The 21,566-nt window shown below is 69.0% G+C and carries 20 protein-coding genes; 8 read left to right on the forward strand and 12 right to left on the reverse strand.

The features are described 5' to 3' along the window. Position 1: 1 nt before the first annotated feature. Positions 2-556 (forward strand): dTDP-4-dehydrorhamnose 3,5-epimerase family protein, encoded by a 555-nt coding sequence (locus GOAMR_RS12835; protein WP_040515162.1) that lies wholly within the window; start codon positions 2-4, stop codon positions 554-556. 5 nt (positions 557-561) lie between these two features. On the opposite strand, the gene GOAMR_RS12840 is transcribed toward GOAMR_RS12835, so the two are convergent. The 5 genes from GOAMR_RS12840 to GOAMR_RS12860 form a co-directional block, all read right to left on the reverse strand. Next, positions 562-1,215: a PIG-L deacetylase family protein gene (locus GOAMR_RS12840; protein WP_005188190.1), complete on the reverse strand. Its 654-nt coding sequence runs from the start codon at positions 1,213-1,215 to the stop codon at positions 562-564. Between the two features lie 10 nt (positions 1,216-1,225). Next, positions 1,226-2,014, reverse strand: coding sequence for a glycosyltransferase family protein (locus GOAMR_RS12845; protein ID WP_005188193.1), 789 nt, complete (start codon positions 2,012-2,014; stop codon positions 1,226-1,228). Continuing rightward, positions 2,011-3,285 (reverse strand): class I SAM-dependent methyltransferase, encoded by a 1,275-nt coding sequence (locus GOAMR_RS12850; protein WP_050942708.1) that lies wholly within the window; start codon positions 3,283-3,285, stop codon positions 2,011-2,013. The genes GOAMR_RS12845 and GOAMR_RS12850 overlap by 4 nt, the downstream gene beginning before the upstream one ends. Positions 3,286-3,455: 170 nt before the next feature. Next, positions 3,456-4,670 carry an EAL domain-containing protein gene (locus tag GOAMR_RS12855; RefSeq protein ID WP_170319154.1) on the reverse strand — a complete coding sequence of 405 codons (1,215 nt, stop codon included), beginning with the start codon at positions 4,668-4,670 and terminating at the stop codon, positions 3,456-3,458. Positions 4,671-4,716: 46 nt separating this feature from the next. Next, entirely contained in the window at positions 4,717-6,099 is a 1,383-nt protein-coding gene (locus tag GOAMR_RS12860) for an exopolysaccharide biosynthesis polyprenyl glycosylphosphotransferase (protein WP_005188198.1), read from the reverse strand. Between the two features lie 156 nt (positions 6,100-6,255). On the opposite strand from GOAMR_RS12860, the gene GOAMR_RS12865 reads away from it, so the two are divergent. Beyond that, positions 6,256-7,365, forward strand: coding sequence for a glycosyltransferase family 2 protein (locus GOAMR_RS12865; protein ID WP_005188200.1), 1,110 nt, complete (start codon positions 6,256-6,258; stop codon positions 7,363-7,365). Then, entirely contained in the window at positions 7,362-8,603 is a 1,242-nt protein-coding gene (locus tag GOAMR_RS12870; protein ID WP_005188202.1) for a putative glycoside hydrolase family 15 protein, read from the forward strand. The genes GOAMR_RS12865 and GOAMR_RS12870 overlap by 4 nt, the downstream gene beginning before the upstream one ends. Positions 8,604-8,621: 18 nt before the next feature. Here the strand turns inward: GOAMR_RS12870 and GOAMR_RS12875 are convergent, their stop codons facing one another. The 7 genes from GOAMR_RS12875 to GOAMR_RS12905 all read right to left on the reverse strand — a co-directional run bounded on the left by GOAMR_RS12875 (position 8,622) and on the right by GOAMR_RS12905 (position 17,236). Then, the gene (locus tag GOAMR_RS12875; RefSeq protein ID WP_005188204.1) at positions 8,622-9,770 is read right to left on the reverse strand and encodes a glycosyltransferase family 4 protein; all 1,149 of its coding nucleotides are present in this window, start codon (positions 9,768-9,770) and stop codon (positions 8,622-8,624) included. Continuing rightward, the gene (locus GOAMR_RS12880) at positions 9,763-10,857 is read right to left on the reverse strand and encodes a glycosyltransferase (protein ID WP_005188205.1); all 1,095 of its coding nucleotides are present in this window, start codon (positions 10,855-10,857) and stop codon (positions 9,763-9,765) included. The genes GOAMR_RS12875 and GOAMR_RS12880 overlap by 8 nt, the downstream gene beginning before the upstream one ends. Further along, positions 10,854-12,512, reverse strand: a complete 1,659-nt coding sequence (locus tag GOAMR_RS12885) for an oligosaccharide flippase family protein (RefSeq protein WP_244427403.1) — start codon at positions 12,510-12,512, stop codon at positions 10,854-10,856. The genes GOAMR_RS12880 and GOAMR_RS12885 overlap by 4 nt, the downstream gene beginning before the upstream one ends. Positions 12,513-12,562: 50 nt before the next feature. After that, positions 12,563-13,501: a YveK family protein gene (locus tag GOAMR_RS12890; protein WP_138943712.1), complete on the reverse strand. Its 939-nt coding sequence runs from the start codon at positions 13,499-13,501 to the stop codon at positions 12,563-12,565. Further along, on the reverse strand, positions 13,489-14,571 hold the full coding sequence (locus GOAMR_RS12895; protein WP_005188217.1) for a glycosyltransferase family 4 protein: 1,083 nt from the start codon (positions 14,569-14,571) through the stop codon (positions 13,489-13,491). The genes GOAMR_RS12890 and GOAMR_RS12895 overlap by 13 nt, the downstream gene beginning before the upstream one ends. 1 nt (position 14,572) lies before the next feature. Next, positions 14,573-15,868 (reverse strand): O-antigen ligase family protein, encoded by a 1,296-nt coding sequence (locus GOAMR_RS12900; RefSeq protein WP_005188220.1) that lies wholly within the window; start codon positions 15,866-15,868, stop codon positions 14,573-14,575. A 315-nt stretch (positions 15,869-16,183) separates the two neighbouring features. After that, a complete protein-coding gene (locus GOAMR_RS12905; RefSeq protein ID WP_005188223.1) occupies positions 16,184-17,236 on the reverse strand; it encodes an LLM class F420-dependent oxidoreductase in 1,053 nt (350 codons plus the stop codon). Positions 17,237-17,520: 284 nt separating this feature from the next. Here GOAMR_RS12905 and GOAMR_RS12910 point away from each other — a divergent pair, with 284 nt between their 5' ends. The 5 genes from GOAMR_RS12910 (at position 17,521) to menE (ending at position 21,415) form a co-directional block, all read left to right on the forward strand. Continuing rightward, the gene (locus GOAMR_RS12910) at positions 17,521-18,750 is read left to right on the forward strand and encodes an inorganic phosphate transporter (RefSeq protein WP_040515165.1); all 1,230 of its coding nucleotides are present in this window, start codon (positions 17,521-17,523) and stop codon (positions 18,748-18,750) included. 35 nt (positions 18,751-18,785) lie between these two features. After that, positions 18,786-19,067: a hypothetical protein gene (locus GOAMR_RS12915; RefSeq protein WP_005188229.1), complete on the forward strand. Its 282-nt coding sequence runs from the start codon at positions 18,786-18,788 to the stop codon at positions 19,065-19,067. 58 nt (positions 19,068-19,125) lie between these two features. Further along, complete coding sequence (locus tag GOAMR_RS12920; protein WP_005188231.1) at positions 19,126-19,470, forward strand: DUF3349 domain-containing protein; 345 nt, start codon at positions 19,126-19,128, stop codon at positions 19,468-19,470. 227 nt (positions 19,471-19,697) lie between these two features. Next, positions 19,698-20,123, forward strand: coding sequence for a DUF3349 domain-containing protein (locus GOAMR_RS12925; protein WP_005188233.1), 426 nt, complete (start codon positions 19,698-19,700; stop codon positions 20,121-20,123). Positions 20,124-20,128: 5 nt separating this feature from the next. Then, positions 20,129-21,415 carry an o-succinylbenzoate--CoA ligase gene (menE, locus tag GOAMR_RS12930; RefSeq protein ID WP_005188236.1) on the forward strand — a complete coding sequence of 429 codons (1,287 nt, stop codon included), beginning with the start codon at positions 20,129-20,131 and terminating at the stop codon, positions 21,413-21,415. The last annotated feature ends 151 nt before the right edge of the window (positions 21,416-21,566 follow it).

Here is a 21,566-nt window from a genome sequence, read left to right on the forward strand (position 1 = left end):
CGTGCGAATCGAACCGACTGACTTCTCCGGCGTGTTCCTGATGGTGCCCGAGCCGTTCCACGACGACCGCGGCCTGTTCACCCGGACGTTCGACGCGGCGATCTTCGACGAGCACCTCGGACGGCCGGGCGCCGCGGCCGAATTCGCGCAGGATTCGCAGTCCCGCTCGCATCGCGGCGTGGTACGCGGCATGCACGGGCGTGCCGGACGCGGGGAGGCGAAGCTGGTGCGGTGCGCGCGCGGCGCCGTCCACGACGTGCTCGTCGACATCCGTCCCGAGTCGCCGACATTCGGCCGGCATCGGTCGTTTCTTCTGGACGACAACGACTTTCATCATCTGTACATCCCGCCGGGGTTCCTGCACGGTTTTCAGGCACTCACCGAGACCGCCGACATGTGCTACCGGATCGACCGGCCGCACGACCCGGCCGAGGACATCTCGGTGGCCTTCACCGACCCGGACCTGGCGATCGCCTGGCCGCATCCGGTGACGATCGTTTCGCCCCGCGACGCAGCGGCGGGTACCTGGAAGGAGCTGCTCGCAACGCTCGGCTAATGCTCTCATCGGCGGCCACCCAGACCCAGCAGCGCCTTCTCCAGCACGAAGGCCTCGGCGTCGGTATGGCGGCACTGCACCCCGCGCAGCCGGGACAGCGCGAGAAACGACGCCTCGTCGAACCAGTCCCGGCCCACCTGCGACGGATAGTGCTCGTGCAGCAGCCGTACCTTCGCGTCGGCGATGTCGGAGGTGAGCGGCGAGAACAGGTGCGGCTGCGGGGTGTCGGTCTCCCACTTGAGGATCTCGTAGCCGAGGACGAGGTGATCGCGGAACTCGGTGGGTACGAGTTCGGCGAGCAGCCGGTGATCCTGATGCGCGTCCCGGCGCTGCGGGGCGAACACGACATCGGGCTCGGTGGTCCGGCGGAATTGCGCCACAGCCGTTTTCACCTCACCCCAGTGTTCCGGAGTACGGCCGTCGGGAAAGCCGAGCACCGTCACCGTCAGATCGGCACCTGCGCAGAAGGCCGCGAGCGCGGCCCGTTCCTCTGCCTCGCGGGCGGTGCCCGCACCGGTCAGCACCAGTGCCCGTACCCGGATGCCCGGGTTGGCGCGCACCAGGGTGAGCAGCGTACCGCCCATCCCGATCGCGATGTCGTCACAGTGTGCGCCGAGGACCGCGATCTCCCTGCGCGCACCCGGAACCAGTTCGATCATCGGGCCCCGATCATCCGGCTTCTGCCGGGCTTTCCCACACCATCCACGGCCGGTCGCCGCTCGCGAACCGGGCGTCGAGTTCGGCCCGTTCCTTGAAGGTGTCGGCGGGTTTCCAGAACCCGCGGAACCGGTAGCCGTACAGCCGGCCCTGCGCCAGCAGCGCACCGCAGGCGTCCTCGACGAGGTCACCGTTCTCCGGCAGATGGTCGAACACCTCGGGGGTGAGCACGAAGAATCCGCCGTTCTCCCAGATCGGGAACCGCGAGACGGGGGTGATCGCCCGCACCAGTCCGTCGTCGTCGGTGTCGACGCAGTGGAACGAGGATTGCGGCGGCACCACCATCATCGACGCGGCCGCACCGGACGCCTTGACCTCGTCGATCATCACGTCGAGCGGCGCGTCGGTGAGCACGTCTGCGTAGTTGGCCAGGAAGTAGTCCTCGCCCTCGAGGTAGGGAGCCACACGGCGCAACCGTTCCCCGATGGGTGATTCGAGGCCGGTGTCGACGAAGGTGATCGACCAGTCGCTGATGTCGGTGGACAGCAGTTCCACCTTGCCGTTGCGCAGCACGAAGTCGTTGGACACCGCCTCGTCGTACTGCAGGAAGTAGTCCTTGATGTGCCGGCCGCCGTAGCCGAGGCACAGGATGAACTCCTTGTGCCCGTAGTGCGCGTAGTAGCGCATCACGTGCCAGATCAGCGGCCGCGGACCCACCATCTGCATCGGCTTGGGCACGTCGTCGACGGGTGAATTGCGCATCCGCATGCCGTATCCGCCGCAGAACAGTACAACCTTCACAATGGCGCTCCCGTGAACACACTTTCGGATTCGGATGTGGCAGAGGACAACTCCGCCGTGTGCAACCTCGGAAGGGGATACACCAGGCGCCCGCCCCAGTCCGCGACATGCGCGAGCTGTGCGGTGATCTCGGTTTCCAGATTCCACGGCAGCACGACGACCACGTCGGGACGGTCGGCGTCGATGCGTTCGGGACTGTGGATGGGGATCCGGGTTCCGGGTGTGAACCGCCCGTGCTTGTACGGGTTGCGATCGACGGTGTACTCGAGCAGGTCCGGCCGGATCCCGCAGTAGTTGAGCAGGGTGTTGCCCTTGCCCGGGGCTCCGTAGCCGACCACCCGGTGACCGGCCGCGCGCTCACGCAGCAGGAAGGTGAGCAGTTCGGTACGGATCCCGTCCGCCCCGGCCTGCATGCCGAGGTATCCCTCGATGGTGTGCAGGCCGGCGGCGCGTTCGGTCTCCAGGACTTCGGCGACGCGTGGCCCGGGAGCCCCGGCGACGTCATCGGGCCTGGCCCACAACCTGATCGAGCCACCGTGGGTCGGCAGCAACTCGACGTCGACGACGGTGAGACCGCCGGTCGCGAGCGCCCGGATGGCGCTGTGGACGGTGTAGTACTGGAAATGTTCGTGATAGATCGTGTCGAACTGGCAGAGGGTGATCAGGTTCAGCGCGTGATGCACCTCGATGCTCACCCATCCGTCGTCGGCGACGAGCGTCCGCAGCGACCGGGTGAATCCGAGGAGGTCGGGAATATGCGCATAAACGTTGTTCGCGACAACAAGATCAGCCGGACCGTGTTTATCTGTTGTTTGGTGTGCGAACTTTTCATCGAGGAATGCGGTTTCGGTCGGCACACCCTTTTCCCGGGCGGCTTCGCTCACATTTACCGACGGTTCGATTCCGAGGCAGCGGATATTCCGCGCCACCACGTGCTGAAGAAGATATCCGTCGTTGCTGGCGACCTCCACCACGAACGAATCCGCACCGAGGCCGGCCCGGCCGACGGCCTCGTCGACGAACGCTCGGGCATGGGTGACCCACGAATCGGAGTACGAGGAGTAGTAGGCGTAGTCGGTGAAAGTGTCCTCGGGCGTGATCAGCGCCGGGATCTGCAGGAGCAGGCAGTCGTGACAGATCCGCAGGTGCAGCGGATACGTCGGTTCCATCGTGTCGAGGTCACCTGATCGGAGGAACCTCTCGCACGGGGGCGTCGCACCCAGATCGACGACACTCGACAGATTCACCGATCCGCACAGCCGACACTCCACTGTCCCTCCAGAACATCCCAACCACAGCCAACCGACAGGATACATTTGTCGGATTTCAATCCACAACAAATCAAGATTGTTGGATAACATGAATAGTAGCTTATTGCTGTCAAATTCGCTGACGCGGGTACCCCGCCGGAGCGATGCAGCCGGTCACCCGGAACCCGCGGTCAGCCCAGTTCTCCCGGCCTGCCGAACAGGTAGCCCTGAGCCATGTCGAATCCCAGCTCCTCGACCATGCTGAACATCTGCTCCGTCTCGACGCCTTCGGCGACCGTGATCACCCCCGACGCCGACGCCAGGTCACAGATCGCCCGCACCACCGCCCGGTCGGTGCGTTCGGTCGGCATCCGGCCGACCAGCGCCCGGTCGACCTTGAGCACATCGATCGGGAGGTCGCGGACATACCCCAGCGCCCCGACGCCGGCCCCGAGATCGTCGACGCAGATCTTGCAGCCCACCTCGTGCAGATCGCAGATGACCTCGGCCGCGACGCTGCCCTCGGCGACAACAGCGTTCTCGGAGATCTCCACCCACAGCCGTGCCGGGCCCAGCCCCCGATCGGCCAGCGACTCCCGAAGGAAGTCGACGAGCCACCGGTCGCGCAACTGCGCCGCCGAAAGGTTCACCGACATGAACGCCGCCGGGCCGAGCATTTCGGTGACCGGCCCGGCGAGCACATCGAGCGACCTACCGATGACGGACCTGCCCACCGGCACGATCAGTTCCGACAACTCGAGCAGATTGAGAAAGACGTCCGGGCCGACCGGTTCGCCGTTGCGCCGCCAGCGCAGGAGCGCTTCGTACCCGGTCACGTGCAGGCCCCGTCCGTGCGGGGCCGCGGCGGACAGGGATGCACCGGACAGGGAGACGATCGGCTGAAACAGCGGGAACATATCGGCGTCGGCGGCTGCCGCGACCTCCGCGGCCATCTCGCCCCGGGCGATGAAGTGCTCAACCGTGCCCGGCTGCGCGACCACCACCGCCCCGCCGCCGGCGATCGCCTCATGCAATGCGACGTCGGCGACCCGCACGAGATCGTCCACATCCCAGGGCGTCGCCTGCACGACGGACCGGTGCACGATGCCCATGCGGACGTCGATGAAGCGCGCGGTGCACTCGGGATCGGAGACCCGCACCCCGGCCACATCGTGCAGCGCGCAGTCGAAGGCTCTCATGTCCTCGGGCCCGTCACTCCCCGACCGCCACAGCCAGTTCATCGGACCACGCCGTTCGCAGGTGCCGCCGGGCAGAACATGCGCGAGAATGCACCGCACGTAGCGTTCGGCCATGTCGACCGATACCGCCCAGCCGTACGTCGCGATTCCCCGGTGGTGCGGGTCGACGGCGATGGCAACCACCACCTCGTCGGGCGGTGTGCGCACGCCGGCAGCGTCAAGGCGAATCGGGGCCGGGTGGTTCATTTGCTGATCAGGACCCTGCTCCGCGGAACACCGCGCCGACGGTCCGGACGATGATCTTGATGTCGAGCCAGACGCTCCAGTTCTCGATGTAGAAATTGTCGTACACGGCCCGGTCGTTGATGCTGGTGTCACCGCGCAGGCCGTGGACGGCCGCCCACCCGGTGAGGCCGACCTCGACGCGGTGCCGGTCGCCGTACCGGGGCACCGACGACGCGAATTGTTCGACGAAGTGCGGCCGCTCCGGGCGCGGGCCGACGATCGACATGTCGCCGCAGAGCACGTTCCACAGTTGAGGCAGCTCATCGATCGAGGTCTTGCGCAAGAACCGGCCCAGCGGGTAGATCCGGTCGGTGGGCTGCCACTGCGCGTCGGAGGTACCTTCGGGCACCGGCCGCATCGACCGGAACTTGAGCATGTCGAACAACCGGCCCCCGCGTCCGATGCGTTTCTGCCGGAAGAGTATCGGCGCACCCGGATCCGACAGGTACACCGCGCACGCGATCAGCGTCATCGGCAGTGCCAGCACCGCCAGCGCGATTGACACCGCGACCACGTCGAACACGCGCTTGATCTTCCAGTACCAGGTACGCAGGGCGTCACGGCGCACCAGCATCAGGGGGATGGTGTGGATGCGGTCCATCGACGGGCTGAGCGAGACGAACTCGTACAGGCGCGGCACGATGTAGATCTCGCAGTCGAGTTCGTCACACGCCCGCAGCGGCGCCACCATCGCCGAATCGGGCCCGGACGCGAACGACACCAGCACCACGTCGATTCCGTGCTCGGTCGCCTTGGCGCGAATGTCATCGACACCGCGTTCGACCCGGACGCCGGTTGCCACGAGTTCGGGCATCGGGTTGTCGCTCACCGCCAGCCGCACGTCCAGCCCGAGCTCGGGCAGCGCGCGCGTGTTCTCGATCAGCTCGACCGAGACCAGCCCGTCGCCCACCACCATCGTCTGCCTCCGTGCCGCAGGCGACCGGCGGCGCCGACGGCGCACCACTATGTAGTACGCGGCGCGAACGATGAACAGTGCCAGGAATACGAGAGCGGCGTAGATCATGGCGCGGACGATCGACACCCCGGGCCGGGAGAACGCGAAGACGGTACCGGAGGTGATGATCGACCAGGCCGCCAGGCGGGGCAGGTCATCGAGCGCCGACAGCGTCAGGCGCGGCCGGTAGAGCCCCGCCATTTCGAGTGCCACCAAAGTGAGGATCACTCCGCAGACGGATATGAGCTGTGCGGTCAGTCCTTCGTCACCATTGATAAACACCGCGATGACGGCGAGCGTGACGCAATCGAAAGCCACAAGAAGACTGTCGATACGATTCCGGAATACTGCGGAGAATCCGGAATCGACATGATGCGGACGCGACGGTGCAACCATCCGATCCTCTTACCTCCAGCGCACGAGCCGGCCCCCCGGAGTAGACCCTTTACCCGTTAGAATGTCGGCTTGAAAATAACACAGGTACCGCGGACTCGTAATCTGTGGGTCGGCCCACCGACCGCAGGCGATGACCCACAGCACAGCAGGAGCCCCATGGAGCACGTCGACCCTCTCCCACTACGGACGCGGCCCCGGGCGTCGGTGATCGTCCCCTGCTACAACTACGGCCGGTTCCTGCCCGACGCCGTCGCCGGCGCGCTTGACCAGCCGGGCGTCGACATCGAAGTGATCATCGCCGACAACGGGTCCACCGACGACAGCCTGGCCGTCGCCGAACGCCTCGCGGCGGCCGACAGCCGGATCCGGATCCATCGCCGGCCCCACAATATCGACTACCTGGAGAACTTCAACGCGGGCCTGGCCCTCGCCACCGGCGCCTACGTGCAGGTGCTGTGCGCCGACGACCTGCTCGCCCCCGGCGCGATCAGCCGGGCCGTCGCCGTGATGGAGGAGCGGGCCGACGTGGTGTTCGTGTACGGCACCTGCCCGACATTCGTCACCGAACCCCGCCGGCAGCCGCGCACCCACGTCCGCGGCTGCACCTACAGCAACGGGCGCGACTGGGTGCTGCGGCGATACCGGCATGGCGACAACATCATCCGCCACCCGGAGGTGGTGATGCGTACGTCGGTGCTGCGCGAGATCGGCGGCTACGACCCGGCCTTCGGCTATTCCTCCGACCTGCTGCTCTGGATCCGCGCCGCGCTGCGCGGCACCGTCGCCCGGATCGACGGACCCGACCAGGGCTACTACCGGATCCACGGGTCCAACCTGCACCTGACCCAGAACGCCGCGGGATGGCTCAAGGACCTGACCGCCAAGCAGGAGGTCTTCGAGGCGGTTCCCGCACTCGATCCGGATGCCGGGATCACCGCCGCCGACGTCGAGACCGCCCGCCGCGCACTGGCCCGGCGGGCGGCGCAGTACGCGTGCCGCGAGTTCTCGCACACCGCACCCCAGTCACGTGAGCTCGGTGCCCGTTACGCCGACTACGCCCGGGAACTGTCACCGGCCATCGAGCACTCGGCGCGCTGGCGGTGCATCGATCGGTCCCGGCGTACCTCCGGCACCGCGATGCCGCGGATGTGGGCGGCCGCGGACGGTCTGCGGCGCCGGGCCGGGCTACTGGGCGGGCTCGAACAATTGGGCGGGGCAGGGCAGCGGGGCAGGTCGGATGCAATCTCCTGGGAGAGAGGTCGATGATTGCTGCAGCGGCCGGGCAACCGGCCCTCCTCACGCGGATCCTGCGGGTCCCGCTCGCCCTGATCCTCGCGGCCGCCGTAGTGGCCGGTTGCACCCCCGACGGCGACGGTGCCCGTGCCGTCCAGGTGAACAAGGCCGCCGGCCCGGTGTGCGGACTCTGGTACGCGATCGGTTCCGCACCCGCCCCGGCCACGATCGCCACCGCGGTGCGCCACAACTCGGTGATCGTTCTCAACGCGTGGGAGCAGGACACCATGCGGCGGATCAAGGCGCTCGACCCGTCGGTCAAGGTGCTGGTGTACAAGGATCTGTCGAGCACCCGCAGCTACTCCGGCGCATACGACGGCGGCAAGGACGCGGACTTCCTGCCGGCCGGTGTCGGCTACGCCTACGCGCAGCGCAAGCACCCCGAATGGTTCGCCACCGACACCTTCGGCAGCCGGATCGAGTGGAACGCCGCCTACCCGCACCACTGGCAGATGGCCGTGTGGAACGTCGCCTACCAGCGGTACTGGACCGAACAGGTGACCAAGGAGGTGCTGACCCAGGGCTGGGACGGCGTGCTCGCCGACAACGACTTCGCCCAGCTGTACCATTATTCGCCGAAGCTGTTGCGCGGCACCACCTCCCCCGATCAAACCAACCACAAGCTCCGGGACGGTCTGGACCGGTTGGTCACGATGGCCGGATCACGGCTGGCCGGCGCGGGAAAATTGTTCGTGCCCAACATCGCCGAGGCCCGGCTCACCCCCGGCCGGTGGACCTCGCATTCGCGCTTCGGCGGCGGTATGGAGGAAGGCATGTCCTACCCCATCCCCGAGGGCCTGATGCCGTTCGGCTACTCGCAGTGGAACGAGATGAGCCAGACCGCCGCGCGGGGTTCCGCACTCGTCCTGCTGATCACCCAGCCCCGGCTGCCCAACAGCAATCCCACCGGATTCGCCAGCGCCGCACTGCTGTCCGGCAGCAAGACGTGCTGGATGAGCGGCGACTCGTACAACTACCGCAAGCCCACGCGCACCGCGCTGCAGGATCTGGACCTCGGCCAGGCGCTCGGCCCGGCCACCCGCCGTGCCGACGGCGTGTGGACGCGTCGGTTCGCCCACGGTATCGCCGTGGTCAACCCGACCATCCTGCCGCGGCCGCTGTCACTGCCGAAGGGCACCCGGACCGCCTCGGGCGGCCAGGTGCCCGCGATGCTGGCACCGGTGTCGGGCGACATCTACGTGCTGCCCTGACCCATGCTGCCCTGTCCGTCAGCCGGTACGGCGATCGGCGCGCTGGGCCCGGCCGCGCCGGTCGATCAGTTCGGCGTACAGGCCGAGATGTTTGCGGGCGACGACCTCACGATCGAACCGGCCCCGCGCGTAATGCGCGTACGCCTGTCCCAGTTCCCCGGGCCGTCCATCGGCGAAGAGCCGCCGGAGCTGTTCGGCGAGTTCGGGAACCGAGCCCGGGGTGGCCAGGTACGGCGAGGTCCCGGGCACCGCGAGCATCTCCGCGACACCGCCGGTGTCGGTGGCGACCACGGGCTTTCCCGCACCCATTGCCTCGGCGATCACCAGGGGCTGCTGCTCCATGTGCGAAGGCAGCACCAGCGCGTCGTGCGCGGTCAGCAGGTCGGCGACATCCTCACGGAAACCCAGGAACTCCACCCGCCCCGCGAGCGGGCCCGCGGCCGCCCGCGCCTCTAGTTCGGCCCGCTGCGGACCGTCCCCGGCCACCGTGAGCGTGGCGTCGGCCGGCATCACGCCGGGTGTCGCGAGCGCGGCGAGCAGGTCGCCGAGCGCCTTGCGGGGCACCAGCAGCCCGACGAAGATCAGCTTGCGCACGGGTCCCGACCCAGGCGCGGCCACCGGAAGCGCCACCCCGTTGTCGATATGAATCAACTTGTGGCGCGGCACTTTCAGCCGGGACCGCAGGAACCGCGCCATCGTCTCGGACGGCGCGACGGTCAGGTCGACACCGCGCGCCACCACCGCATCACCGGTCAGGACCGCGCGCGTGTAGCGCGATGGCGCGCTGCCCCCGGCGGCGCTGCGGAACCACTGTTCGCTCACGTCGTCGGGCACTCCGTGATAGGTGTGCAGGATCCCGCGCACGTGCCTGCGGGCACTGTCGAGTCCCATCAACGCCAGCCCGGCCCGGCGGTCCTGCGCGTGCACGATGTCCGGGTGCCAGGCCCGGATCCGGGCGCGCAGTTCGCGGGCCGATCCGAGGTCGCCCTTGCGGCCGAAGACCACGGTCTCGTGGTGCTCGCCGAGCAGACCGGCGTCGCGGGCCGGGCGCGGTGCGAACACCCGCACCTCGTGGTCTCCGGCGCCGATGATGGTGTGCGCCAACCGAGTCGTCACATCCACCGGTCCGCCCCGGTCCTGGGTGAGAACGTAGGCGATCCTAGCCATCGGACACCAACTCCTCCATCAGCTCGGCGACCTGGGCGGCCATCCGCCGCCGGTCGAACAGGGTCTCGGCCCGCTGCCGGGCCCGGGTGCCTTCATCGTCGCGCAGCTGCGCGTCGTCGAGGCGGGTGATGATGGCCCGCGCCAGCGCGGGCACGTCGGCGGGCGGGAGCACCGCGCCCGTGTCGCCGAGGCTTTCGCGGATACCGCCGACGTCGTAGGCGACAACGCTGCGGCCCATCGCCATCGCCTCCAGCGGCACCAGCGCCATCCCCTCCGCGCGGGAGGGCACGGCCACCACGTCGGCGGCCGCCAGGTAGCGGTGCGGGGCGTCCTGATGCCCGAGCCACAGCACCGAGTCGTCGGCGGCGGTGGTGTGCGCCCGCAGTTCCGCTTCGAGGGGACCGTCACCGACCAGCGCCAGCCTGGCGCCGGGGACTGCGGCGGTCACCTCGGGCCACGCGTCCAGCAGCAGGTCCTGGCCTTTGAGCGGGGCCAGCCTGCCGACGCAGACGACCGTCGGGCCGGGCCCGAATCCCGCCTCGGCCTTGGCCCGTGCGATGTCGACCGGCACCAGGCCGGTGACGTCGACACCGTTGGGCACCACCACCATCCGGCCGCGGATACCGCTGCCCGCGCCGTCCCGGGCCTCGTCGGCGCTCACGCAGAGGAACAGTCCCGTCCAGCGGGCGGCGGCCCGTTCCCACACGACCGCGAGCCTGCCGGCGAGCGAGGCGTCGGACTCGAACGACCACAGATGCGGCTGAAACACGGTGGGGATGCGGCCGCGGACGGCGAGTCTGCCGGCAAGACCGGCCTTGGAGCCGTGCAGATGCACCACGTCGGGCCGCCGCTCGGCGATGATGCGGCGCAGCGACGCGACCTCGCGCGCGGTGCCCGGTCCGGGTCCGCGGGTGGCCTCCCAGTCGGCCACCGGAACTCCGAGTCCGGTGATCTGCGAACGCAATCGGCCCTCCCGCGGGCAGGCCACCACCGGCTCCCAGCCGCGCTCACGCTGATCGCGGGCCAGGTCTGCGACCACGGCCGCGACCCCGCCGGACACCGGTTGCGCGACATGCAGAACCTTCATCGGGCTCCCTTTCTGGACTGCAGGAACTCTTGACACACCGCACGATTGGCGAGGTACCCAACCACCGCGAAGGTGGCCGCCAGGACCAGGCCCTCGATGATCACCCCGAGCCAGCCGGCCGGACCGGTGTTGATCCCGGCCCAGCGGAAAGCGGTTGCGACAGCGGCACATACGACTCCCGGTACGGCGAGGCCCAGCACCGCGCGGCCGAGCGTGCGCCACGGCGGCGCCAGCGACTCGCGTGCCATCACGACCAGCACCGCGGGCAGCAGCACCGCCGCCGCCACGATCTGCGCGACGGCCGCGTAGACGACGCCGAACCCGGTGAACGCGAACAGCATCGACACCAGCAGCACCAGGTGCACCGTCTCGAATATCAGGTACAGACCGGTGCGGCCGGCGGCCCGGATAACCTCGTACCAACAGCACAGCAGACTGATCGACACCCCGTACACGCAGAGCGCCAGCAGCACCGGAACCGATTCCTCCCAGCGCATCCCCAGCACCACCAGCCCGTGTGCCATGCAGGCGATCAGCACATACAGCCCACCGGCGGCCAGCAGCGTCGCGTAGGTGAACCGGCCGACGACCGCGGGAACGGCGGCGCCGTCCCCGGCGCGGAACAGGCTCGAATACACCGGGAAGGCCACCGCCCCGAGGACCACGGCGATCATGATGTACGGCACCCACGCCACCCGGTAGGCCAGCGAGTACACGCCGACGTCGTCGGGGCCGAGCAGCCGGGCGATCAACGGATAGTCGACGTTGATCAGGATGGTGGAGACCACCGCGGCCGGACCGACCACCCGGATCCACCGCAGCGCCTCGCCCGCGGCCCCCCGGTCCCAGCCCGGTGCCACCCGCACCCCGGCGACGGTGCCGAGGATCGGTTGCAGCACAGCGGTACACAGCATGCCGACGGCCAGCGAGTAGGCCCCGTTGCCGAGCGCGGCGAGCACCACGGTCACCGTGGCACCGATGAGCGCGCTGCCGGCGTCGGGCAGCATGCGCCGCCGGAAGTCGAGGGTGCGGTGCATCATCGCCATCTGCACCCCGCCGAACGCGGAGAACGGCAGGCTGAACGCGGTGATGACGATCAGCGGTGCGGCGTCGGGCGCCCCCAGCGCAGACGCCAGCAGCGGTGCGGCGGCGATCACCACCACCGCGATCGCCAGCGACACCCCCACCGACAGCGCCGCCACGGTCCGCGCCATCGCGTGCGGGTCGCGGGCGGTGCGGGCGATCACGTCGTACACGCCCATCATCTGGATCACCTGCGCGACGGTGATCAGCGAGGCCGCGACACTGACCAGGCCCAGCTCACCCTCGGTGAGCAGGGAGGCGAGCACCACGGTGACGACGATCTGACTGCCCTTGCTGGCCAGGTTGATCAGGCCCAGCCACAGCGCGCCGGTCGTGGCCTTCGCGCCGAGGTCCGCCCCGGCCGCGGCGTCGGGATCGGTGGAGTCCTCCGGGCCGTCGCCGACCCGCTTGATGACCGGCAGGCGCACCGTCGCGTCGTCGAAGGCGATGACAGGCAACCGCTGGGTGATGGCCTCGTACGGGCTGACCCGCTCGAACCTGGTGACGGGACGCGAACCGATGACCGGCAGCCGCTCGGTGACGGCGTCGGCGGGGTCGGACCACCCGGACACAGGAAACCGCCTGTCCGGGGTGCGGGTGCCGGTCCGGTCCACGTGCGCGTTCACCTCAGGATGACCGCGAGCAGATCGGTGTCGGCCGGCAGTGCGCGCAGCACCAGCGCCAGGTCGTCGGCGGACATCCGGGCGGGGGCGAGGGCCACAGTGGCCGTGCCGGTGTCATCGGCGGCGAGTTGCTCGGTGACCGGAACCCCGCTCTCCCGGAGCCCATCGGCCAGTTCGGAACTGTCGGCACCGGATTCCGCGTCGGCGGCCACGAGCCGGATCGGCCTGCCCGCGCCGAGGGCCGCCGCGAGCAGCGGGGCGGGGATCGGTGCGCCGCGCTCCCACGTGATCACCGCGACCCGACGGTCCAGCCCGGCCTGGGCGAGCGCCCGCCCGGCGCGGCTCCCCGGGGCGGGTACGAAAACGGCCAGCAGTCCCAAGACGATCGCACCGGCGATGACGCCCAGCACGAGCCCGAGCCCGGCCACCAGCGAGATGCCCGGCGAGGCCTCGGTGACGGTGGCCGACACGTCGAGGACGCGCAGCGTGGCCGCCGGGTCGAGTAGATCCGCGGCCGCCACCTCGTCGGCGATGGCCGTGGCCAGCGAGCTCGCGACCTTCGGCGAGTCCGCGCGCACAGTGATCCGGACGAGGCCCGATCCAGGGATGAGGCCGACGGTGACCGCGTCGCGCAGTTCGTCGGGGCCCGGCGAACCCGCCACGGTCCGCGACACCTGTTCCAGCACGGTCGGGCTGGTGGCCACCTCGACCACCGCGGGCAGTCCGAGCGCCACCACCGAACCGAAGTCGGTGCTGCTGTTCTGGATTTTCGACGCCGAGGAGGCCAGCAGGCTCACTCGCGCGTCGTACTCGTCGGAGCGAAGCAGCATCGCCGCGGCGGTGATCGCGAACACGATCAATCCCACGATCACCGCGATCCCGGCACGCCGAAGCCCTCCCGTCAGCATCGCCGCCCATCCCCTCATCATTTTCGGCACCGCAAACTCCCTCTCGCGCGGATCATTCCGCGAATTTCTGTGTCATACCTCGTCATCATCGCCGCGGGGCTGTAGTCCTCACGGATACGCCGGAGGGCGGCGGCGGACTGTTCTTCCCGCCAGCGCTCCGACGACAAGGCGTGTGCGATGGCCGTCGCGAAGGCCTCGTGGTCGCCAGGCTCGACGAGGGTGCCGCCGCCTTTGCCGAGCACCTCGCGCAGCCCGTCGACGTCGCTCGCGACCAGCGGAACGCCGACCGCCATCGATTCGAGGATGGCCATCGGCAGGCCCTCCCAGTCGCTGGTGAGCACCGTCAGGTCGGTGGCGGCGAGCAGTGTGGGCACGTCGTCGCGGTTACCGAGGAACCGCACCCGGTCACCGAGTCCGGTTGCCCGCGTTTCGAGTTCGCCGCGTAGCGAACCATCACCGGCGATCAGCAACACGGCCCCGGGGTCCTGGGCGGCCCAGGCGCGCAGCAGCACGTCGTGCCGCTTCTGCGGTTCGAGGCGCGCCAGGCACAGGGCGACCGGCTGGTCGGGGTCCAGCCCGAGGGTCGCGCGCGCGCGCTCCCGGCCGGGCAGTTCGGGGGTGGCGACGGCATTGCGGATCACCGTCAGCGGCACGCGGCGCAGCCCGTGGTCGCGCAGTCGGCCGGCGATGGCATCGGCGACCGCGACGGCCCGGGTGGGCGCCGCCGACAGCACCGCCGCCGCGGCCCGGTAGTCAGTGGCGGCCACCCCGTGGAAGACCGACAGTACGGGCAGCCGCGGCCTCGCGGCACGGGCCACTATTGTTGCGGAGATATTGTGTGCCACAATCACTTCCGCATCGAAGTCGGTGGCGGCCGCCGCGACGGCGCGGCGGGCGGCGAGCAGTCCGCCCACCGACCGGGACACCAGCGGCACATCGTAGCACCGCACCCCGGCGGCGCGCAGTTCGTCGGCCCGCACGCCACCGGCCGACGCCACCGCCGACGTCCAGTCGTATCCGGTTCCGAGCGTGGCCATCTCGGCGACCAGCGACTCGGCGCCGCCGACCCCCATCTCCGCGATCACATGAAGTACGCGCATGTCAGCGGCCTCCCCGCGTCATCCGGGTGTCCGGGGCACGCGATGCCCGCAGGTGCAGCGCATAGGCCACCGCGATCATCGACCACAGCGGCAGGTAGTACTCCTCGGACAGCGTCACCGACGACACCACGACCGCCAGCAGGGCCGCCTGCGTGGCGACGACGCCGCGGCGGTCTGCACCGAGGCGCAGCGCGCGCTCGCTGTACACGAACGCACCCACGATCAGTGCGATGAACAGCGCGAACCCGATGATCCCGAGTTCGGCGGCCACCTCCAGGTACATATTGTGTGTCACCGGCGTCAGCTCTTCGATCTCGGCGACGTGCGATGTCGGCAGGTACTCGCTGCGGAATCCGCCCGGACCGACCCCGAGAACCGGATGGGTACCCGCCATCTCGATCGCCGCCCGCCACCGGATGAGCCGCTGGTCGATATTGCTCTCGGCGATGTACGTCTTCTGTCCCAGCGCCGCGGTCACCAGTGAACCGGCGAACAGCCACACCAGCGCCGCCACGGCGACGACCGCCCCGCACAGTCCGCCCGCCGCCCGCAGGCTCAGGTTGCGGCGCGCCACCAGCCACAGCGCGGCGGCGCAGACCGCCAGCAGCCCGCCGCGGGACAGGGTGACGGCGGCACCCGCCACCAGGAGCACCGCCGACGCCGCCGGCAGCAGGCGCCAGAACAGGGGCACCGTCCGGCCGGCGGGCAGGCAGGCCGTGGCCAGCGGCAGCGCGGCGGTGAGCACGTACGCGAGGTCGTTGGGATCCTCGAGCGGGCCCGCGGCTCGCAGGTCGCCGGAGACGAAGACGCTGATCAGCGCACCCACAGCGGCGATCGACGCGCCGGCGAGGGCGGCGACGAACACGACCCGCACGCTCACCTCCGTCGCGACGATGTCGATCAGCAGGGCGCTGACGACGAGGAACGGCAGCCAGCGGATCGCGTATTCGATGCTGAACGGCGCGATGAGATGAGTCGCGGTGCTGAGCAGGACGATCCCGGCCAGCCCCGCGAGCAGCAGGTACACCGGCGCCGGGCTGACGCGCCGCTGCCTGATACGCACCCCCGCCCAGGTGGCCATCAGGACGATCGCCGGGAGTTTGCCGAGTTGCGGGTGCAGGTCGATGAGATAGCCCTCGATCGGGGCGGTGACGACGACGAGGACCACCGCGGCGTGCAGCAGCAGACTGTCGGTGGGATGCCCACCGTGAGCACGCCGACCGCGGGAAAGCCACCTGCGGCGTGCGCCCGGCCATGGCCCGGACCGGGGCCAGGACACAGTCGCTGTGTCGGTCATCTGCTGTCCCATCTCGACGCTCACAGCCGCGATGGGGGGATCCGGCCGATGCTTTGTCATAGTGAATCTCGTCTTAACTTACCCGACAGTAGGGACGAATCAGCAGTTGCGCCGACAACATCACACCCACAGCATCATCACATACACACTGATTGATAATGCTGATCCACAGTCAACCACTAATATTGGATAATTCTGAAACCAGATGCGGCTCCAAACCAAAAAGAAAGGGCACGGCCGCGATGGCCGTGCCCTTCTTTTCGCTTCTGCCGTTTTCCGCCTTTGCCGGTGCGGTTACCGATGACCGCGCAGCGCTCAGCCGATCAGTTCACGCAGGATCTCCATGTCCTCGACCCGTTCGACGTGCGTCCCGGCGGCGGGAGCTGCCAGCAGGCAGCCCACCCCGGCGCCCCGGAACGCCTCGACCTGCTCGGCCACCTTCGACTTGGGCCCGATCAGCACCGTCGAGTCGATCAATTCCTGCGGAATCGCCGCGGCGGCCTCGGCCTTCTTGCCGTCGAGGTACAGATCCTGGATGAGTTTGGCCTCGTCGGCGTAGCCGTACCGCACGACGAGGGTGTTGTAGAAGTTCTTGCCGCGCGCGCCCATGCCGCCGATGTACAGCGCGTAGTGGTGCCGGACGAGCTGTGTGGCGTTCTCGATCTGCTCGGCATCGTCGGTGATCAGCGCGGTGGCGTTGACGACGATGCTCAGCGGCGGCAGGTCCGGGCTGCGCTTGGCCTTGCCCGCGGCCAGCGCCTCACCGAAGGCGGCGCCGACGTGCTCGGGGTGGAACAGGAACGGCTGGAACTCCTCGAAGAGTTCGGCGGCCAGCTCGGTGTTCTTCGGGCCGATGGCCGCCAGCAGCATCGGGATCCGGTCTCGGACCGGGTGGTTGATGATCTTGAGAGCCTTACCCAGGCCCGATCCGCCGTGCTCGGCGTCGAGCGGCAGGTGGTAGTACTTGCCGTCGAAGGCCACCGGCTCGCGGCGCCACACCTTGCGGCAGATCTCGACGTGCTCGCGGGCGCGGCCGAGCGGGGCGTTGTAGGGCACCCCGTGGAAGCCCTCGATGACCTGCGGGCCTGACGCCCCGATCCCCAGGATCGCGCGGCCGCCGGAGATGTAGTCCAGGCCGGCCGCGGTCATCGCCAGATTGGTGGGGGTGCGCGAGAACATCGGCAGGATGCCGGTCTGCAGTTCCATCTTCTCGGTGCGCGCCGCGATGTAGCCGAGCTGGCTGACCGCGTCGAAACTATAGGCCTCGGGGACCGTCACCCGGTCCACGCCCACCCGCTCGAAGTCGGCGAGGTTGTCGATCGTCTCGCGGAAGTCGCCCGCGTAGTTGATCGGCATGCCCAGCTTCATCGGCGTCCCAGGATCCGGTGCGACAGATGGCGTCATGAATCCGCATTCTTCCACACCCGCACGAGCGGTCGGTCGGCGACGTGTCGGTGTCCCGAAGGTGTCCTCGAGACCAACGGATCAGGGCCAAAGACCCGCTTCGATCCGGCGGAAGATATCCACTTGGATTACGCAACGTGAACAGTCGGTGAACAGATGGCTGTATAGGGCAAACATGCACGTCAAATGGGGTCTTTTGGCTTGGTGAAAGTTAGGTGCCAACCCCCTTCGCACAGCATGATGATGACATGAGCTCAGAGATGCTTATTCTGGTGCTGCTCGTCATCACGGCACTGGGTTTCGACTTCACCAACGGCTTCCATGACACCGGCAACGCGATGGCGACCTCGATCGCCACCGGCGCCTTCAAACCCAAAACCGCGGTCACCGTGGCCGCCATCCTGAACCTCATCGGTGCCCTGCTCTCCGTCGAGGTCGCGGCGACCATCACCAAGGACGTCCTCAAGATCCAGGAGACCAAGGGCGCGCAGGCCGGTGAACTCGTCGCCGGCCTCGATGCCCAGAAGGCCTTGCTGATCATCTTCGCCGGACTCATCGGCGGCATCCTCTGGAATCTGTTCACCTGGCTGTTCGGACTGCCGTCGAGTTCCTCGCACGCGCTGTTCGGTGGGCTCATCGGCTCCGGGCTGGCCGCCATCGGGACCGGTGGCATCAACTGGCAGGGCATCACCAACAAGCTCCTGGTCCCGGGCCTCGCCGCCCCGGTGATCGCGTGCCTCGTCGCCGCCACGAGCACCTGGACGATCTACAAGATCACCTCTTCCATCGCCGAGAAGAACCGCGACGCCGGTTTCCGCTACGGTCAGCGCGCCACCGCCTCGCTGCTCGCGCTGTCCCACGGCACCGGTGACGCACAGAAGACGATGGGTGTCATCGCTCTCGCGCTCATCGCGACCAACCATCTGGATGCGGCCACCGTCTCCGACGGGCTCCCCATCTGGGTTGTCCTGTCCTGCGCGATAGCCATCGCCCTCGGCACCTACCTCGGCGGCTGGCGCATCATCCGCACCCTGGGCAAGGGCCTGGTGGAGATCAGCTCCCCGCAGGGCCTGGCCGCCGACGCGTCCTCCGCGGCGATCATCCTGACCTCGTCGACCGCCGGCATGGCGCTGTCGACCACGCACGTGGCCACCGGCTCCATCCTCGGTACCGGTGTCGGCAAGAAGGGCGCCGAGGTCCGCTGGAGCGTGGCGGGCCGCATGGCGGTCGCCTGGGTCACCACCCTGCCCGCCGCCGCGGTCGTCGGCGCGCTCTGCTTCTGGATCGGCCACCTCATCGGTGACGTCACCGGTTCCATCGTGATCTTCGCGATCCTCGTCGCCGCCTCCGGCTACATGTATTGGCGCGCCCAGCAGAACAAGGTCGACCACAGCAATGTCACCGCCGACTGGGACTCCGAGAGCAACTCCGTGCTCCCGGCGGACGAAGGCCCGACCTCCCGCCCGGCCTCGGTCTAGGCCCGACGCAACCAGCGAAGGATTGGACACCCACCATGCACACCATCGAAGCGATCGCCCGGGTCCTCGTCGTGGGCCTGACACTCGGCGCCGGGCTGCCAGTGGTCTTCGCGCTCGGCCTCCGGCTCCGTGCCCTCGGCGCGGGGGACGAGAACGCCGACGGTTCGATCACCGCCCCCAACCCCGTATACAAGGCTGCCGGGTATTTCCTGTTCGCCCTGGTCGTGGCCGTCGTCGCGGTCGGCATCCTCTGGGTCTGCCGGCACACCCTCGACTATCACCTCGGCATCCAGGTCTTCCCCGCCTCCTGGTACTGACCCGCACCGACCGGACGACAAGGCCGACCGACAACCACCGCGAGAGGCTCACCCATCCATGACAGACAACGCATCGCCCTTCGAAGCCGCCGTCAACTGGATCCGCGCGGGTTATCCCGAAGGCATCCCGGCCACCGATTTCCCGCCACTGCTCGCCCTGCTCGTCCGTTCTCTCGATGAACGGCAGGTGACCGACGTGGTGCTGCGCCTGGCCCGCGACCACGACCTCGACGTCCCGCTGACCGAGGACAACATCGGCGCCGCGATCACCAAGGCCACCGACGAGAGGCCGACCACCGAGAAGATCAGTCAGGTCGCCGCCCGGCTGGCCTCGGCCGGCTGGCCGCTGGCCCGCGCTCAGGCGGACACCGCGACCGCCGACGACGACGAGGTCCTTGCCTGACCGGCCAGGCCTACCCACCCGGATTCGGCGCCGGCCCCCACCAGGGCCGGCGCCGAATACTGTGACCCGGATCCCCCGCCGCCCGAATCCCCGATCGCCCACATCCCGGGCCGAACCGGAAAGGTGTGTACTGGGGGGGTGTTGCACACACCCGATTCGCGACGTTGCAGATTGCTGGGGTAATCAGAATCATCGGAATCACCGGGCACGGAAGAAGGGAGGCGATCGTGGACCGCCCACAGTTACTCAGGAAGGTCGTCGAGTGGTTGCGCGCCGGCTACCCCAACGGGGTGCCCCAGGGCGACTACATCCCGCTGGTGGCCCTGCTGCGCCGGCAGCTCTCCGGCGAGGAACTCGACCACGTGACCGCCGAACTCATCGACGACTCGCTGCACCAGCTCGAACCGATCTCGAAGATCGACGCCGGGGTCAAGATCACCAAGGTCACCGACGAACTCCCGCACGAGGCCGATATCGCCCGGGTGCGGGAGCTGCTGTTCGCGGGCGGCTGGCCGTTCGACGACGAACCGCTCGCCGACACCCTCCCGCCGGAGCCCCCACGCCCCCCGGCCGCCGAGCAGCCGCCGGAGTCCACCGGGCCCCCGGAGCCCGACGAGGATGACGGTCCGGACGAGACCGGAGACAGCTCCTGAATCGGTTGGAGCCGCTCGAGCTGACCGGCGGCCCGCAGGTGCTGGCCCACGCCGACACGCTGGCCTCCCTCCTCGACGACGGCACCACGCGCGCCGTCCTGCCGGTCCCCGGCGACACCGCGGCCGCCGCCCGCCTGTGCGCGGCGCTGGGCGCGGGCGAACCCATCGGCGACGACGTGACCCTGGTGATATCGACATCCGGGTCGACGGGCACCCCGAAAGGCGCTCAGCACACCGCCGCCGGCCTGCGCGCGTCGGCGCGGGCCACCGAGACGTTCCTGGGCGGACCGGGCAACTGGCTGCTCACCCTGCCGCCGCATCACATCGCCGGGCTGCAGGTGCTGCTGCGGGCACTCGGCGCCGGGTTCCGTCCCGGGATCGTCGATGTGCGTGCGGGATTCGGCCTCGACGATTTCGTGCGGGCCGCCGACGGACTCGACGGGCCGCGCCGATACACCTCGCTGGTGCCCACCCAACTGATCAAGGTGGTGGACTCACCGGCCGCGACGGCGGCCGCCCGCACCTTCGACGCCATCCTGGTGGGCGGGGCTGCCACACCGGAGTTGTTGCAGCGCAAGGCGATCGATGCCGGCCTGGCCATCGTGTGCACGTATGGCATGAGCGAGACCGCCGGCGGCTGCGTCTACGACGGTGTCCCGCTCGACGGCGTCGAGGTGCGCATCGACACCCCTGCCGGCGGTCCCGGCCCCGGCCGGATCGTACTGGGCGGGCCGATGGTGGCCCACGGCTACCGGAACCTGCCGGACCATCCGGCATTCGCGTCCTCACCCACCGGCCCGCGGGACGGTGCACGCCGGTTCCGCACCGATGATCTCGGCGTCGTCGAGGCCGGGTTGCTGCGGGTCGTCGGGCGGGCCGATCAGGCGATCAGCACCGGCGGACTCACCGTGCTGCCCGAGGTGGTCGAGCAGGTCATCCTCTCCGATCTGTCGGTCGCCGAGTGCGCCGTACTCGGCCTGCCCGACCCGCGGCTCGGTGAGAGGGTGGTGGCCGTCGTCGTGCCGTCCGGTGTCGATGCCGCCGGTGTGGACACCGACGCCGTGACGAGGCTGGTGGCCGCGCGGCTCGACCGGTTCGCCGCCCCGCGCGAGGTGTTCGTCGTGGCTGCGCTGCCGATGCGGGGCCCCGGCAAACCGGACCGGGCCGCGCTTCGGGACCTGTTGTCGGACAAGACCTCTGACGAAAAAAGGACCCTGAAAACGGAGAAGCGCCCTGCCGACTTGGGGGGGATGCAGGCAGGGCGCAAGTCTCCGGGAAGAGACTTCACATAGTGTGCCATGCCGTGAGAGAAAGCGCCACCCGAATGAGCCATCGGCGTGTCGCTGCTAGGGGCCAAAGTCCCGCAATCAGCCCCTACCTGGCCCGTTCTGCCGATGATCGGGCCACATTCATCCGATCGACGGACATGGTCGGCTCACCGGG

This window comes from Gordonia amarae NBRC 15530, from assembly GCF_000241345.1.
Classification (GTDB): domain Bacteria; phylum Actinomycetota; class Actinomycetes; order Mycobacteriales; family Mycobacteriaceae; genus Gordonia; species Gordonia amarae.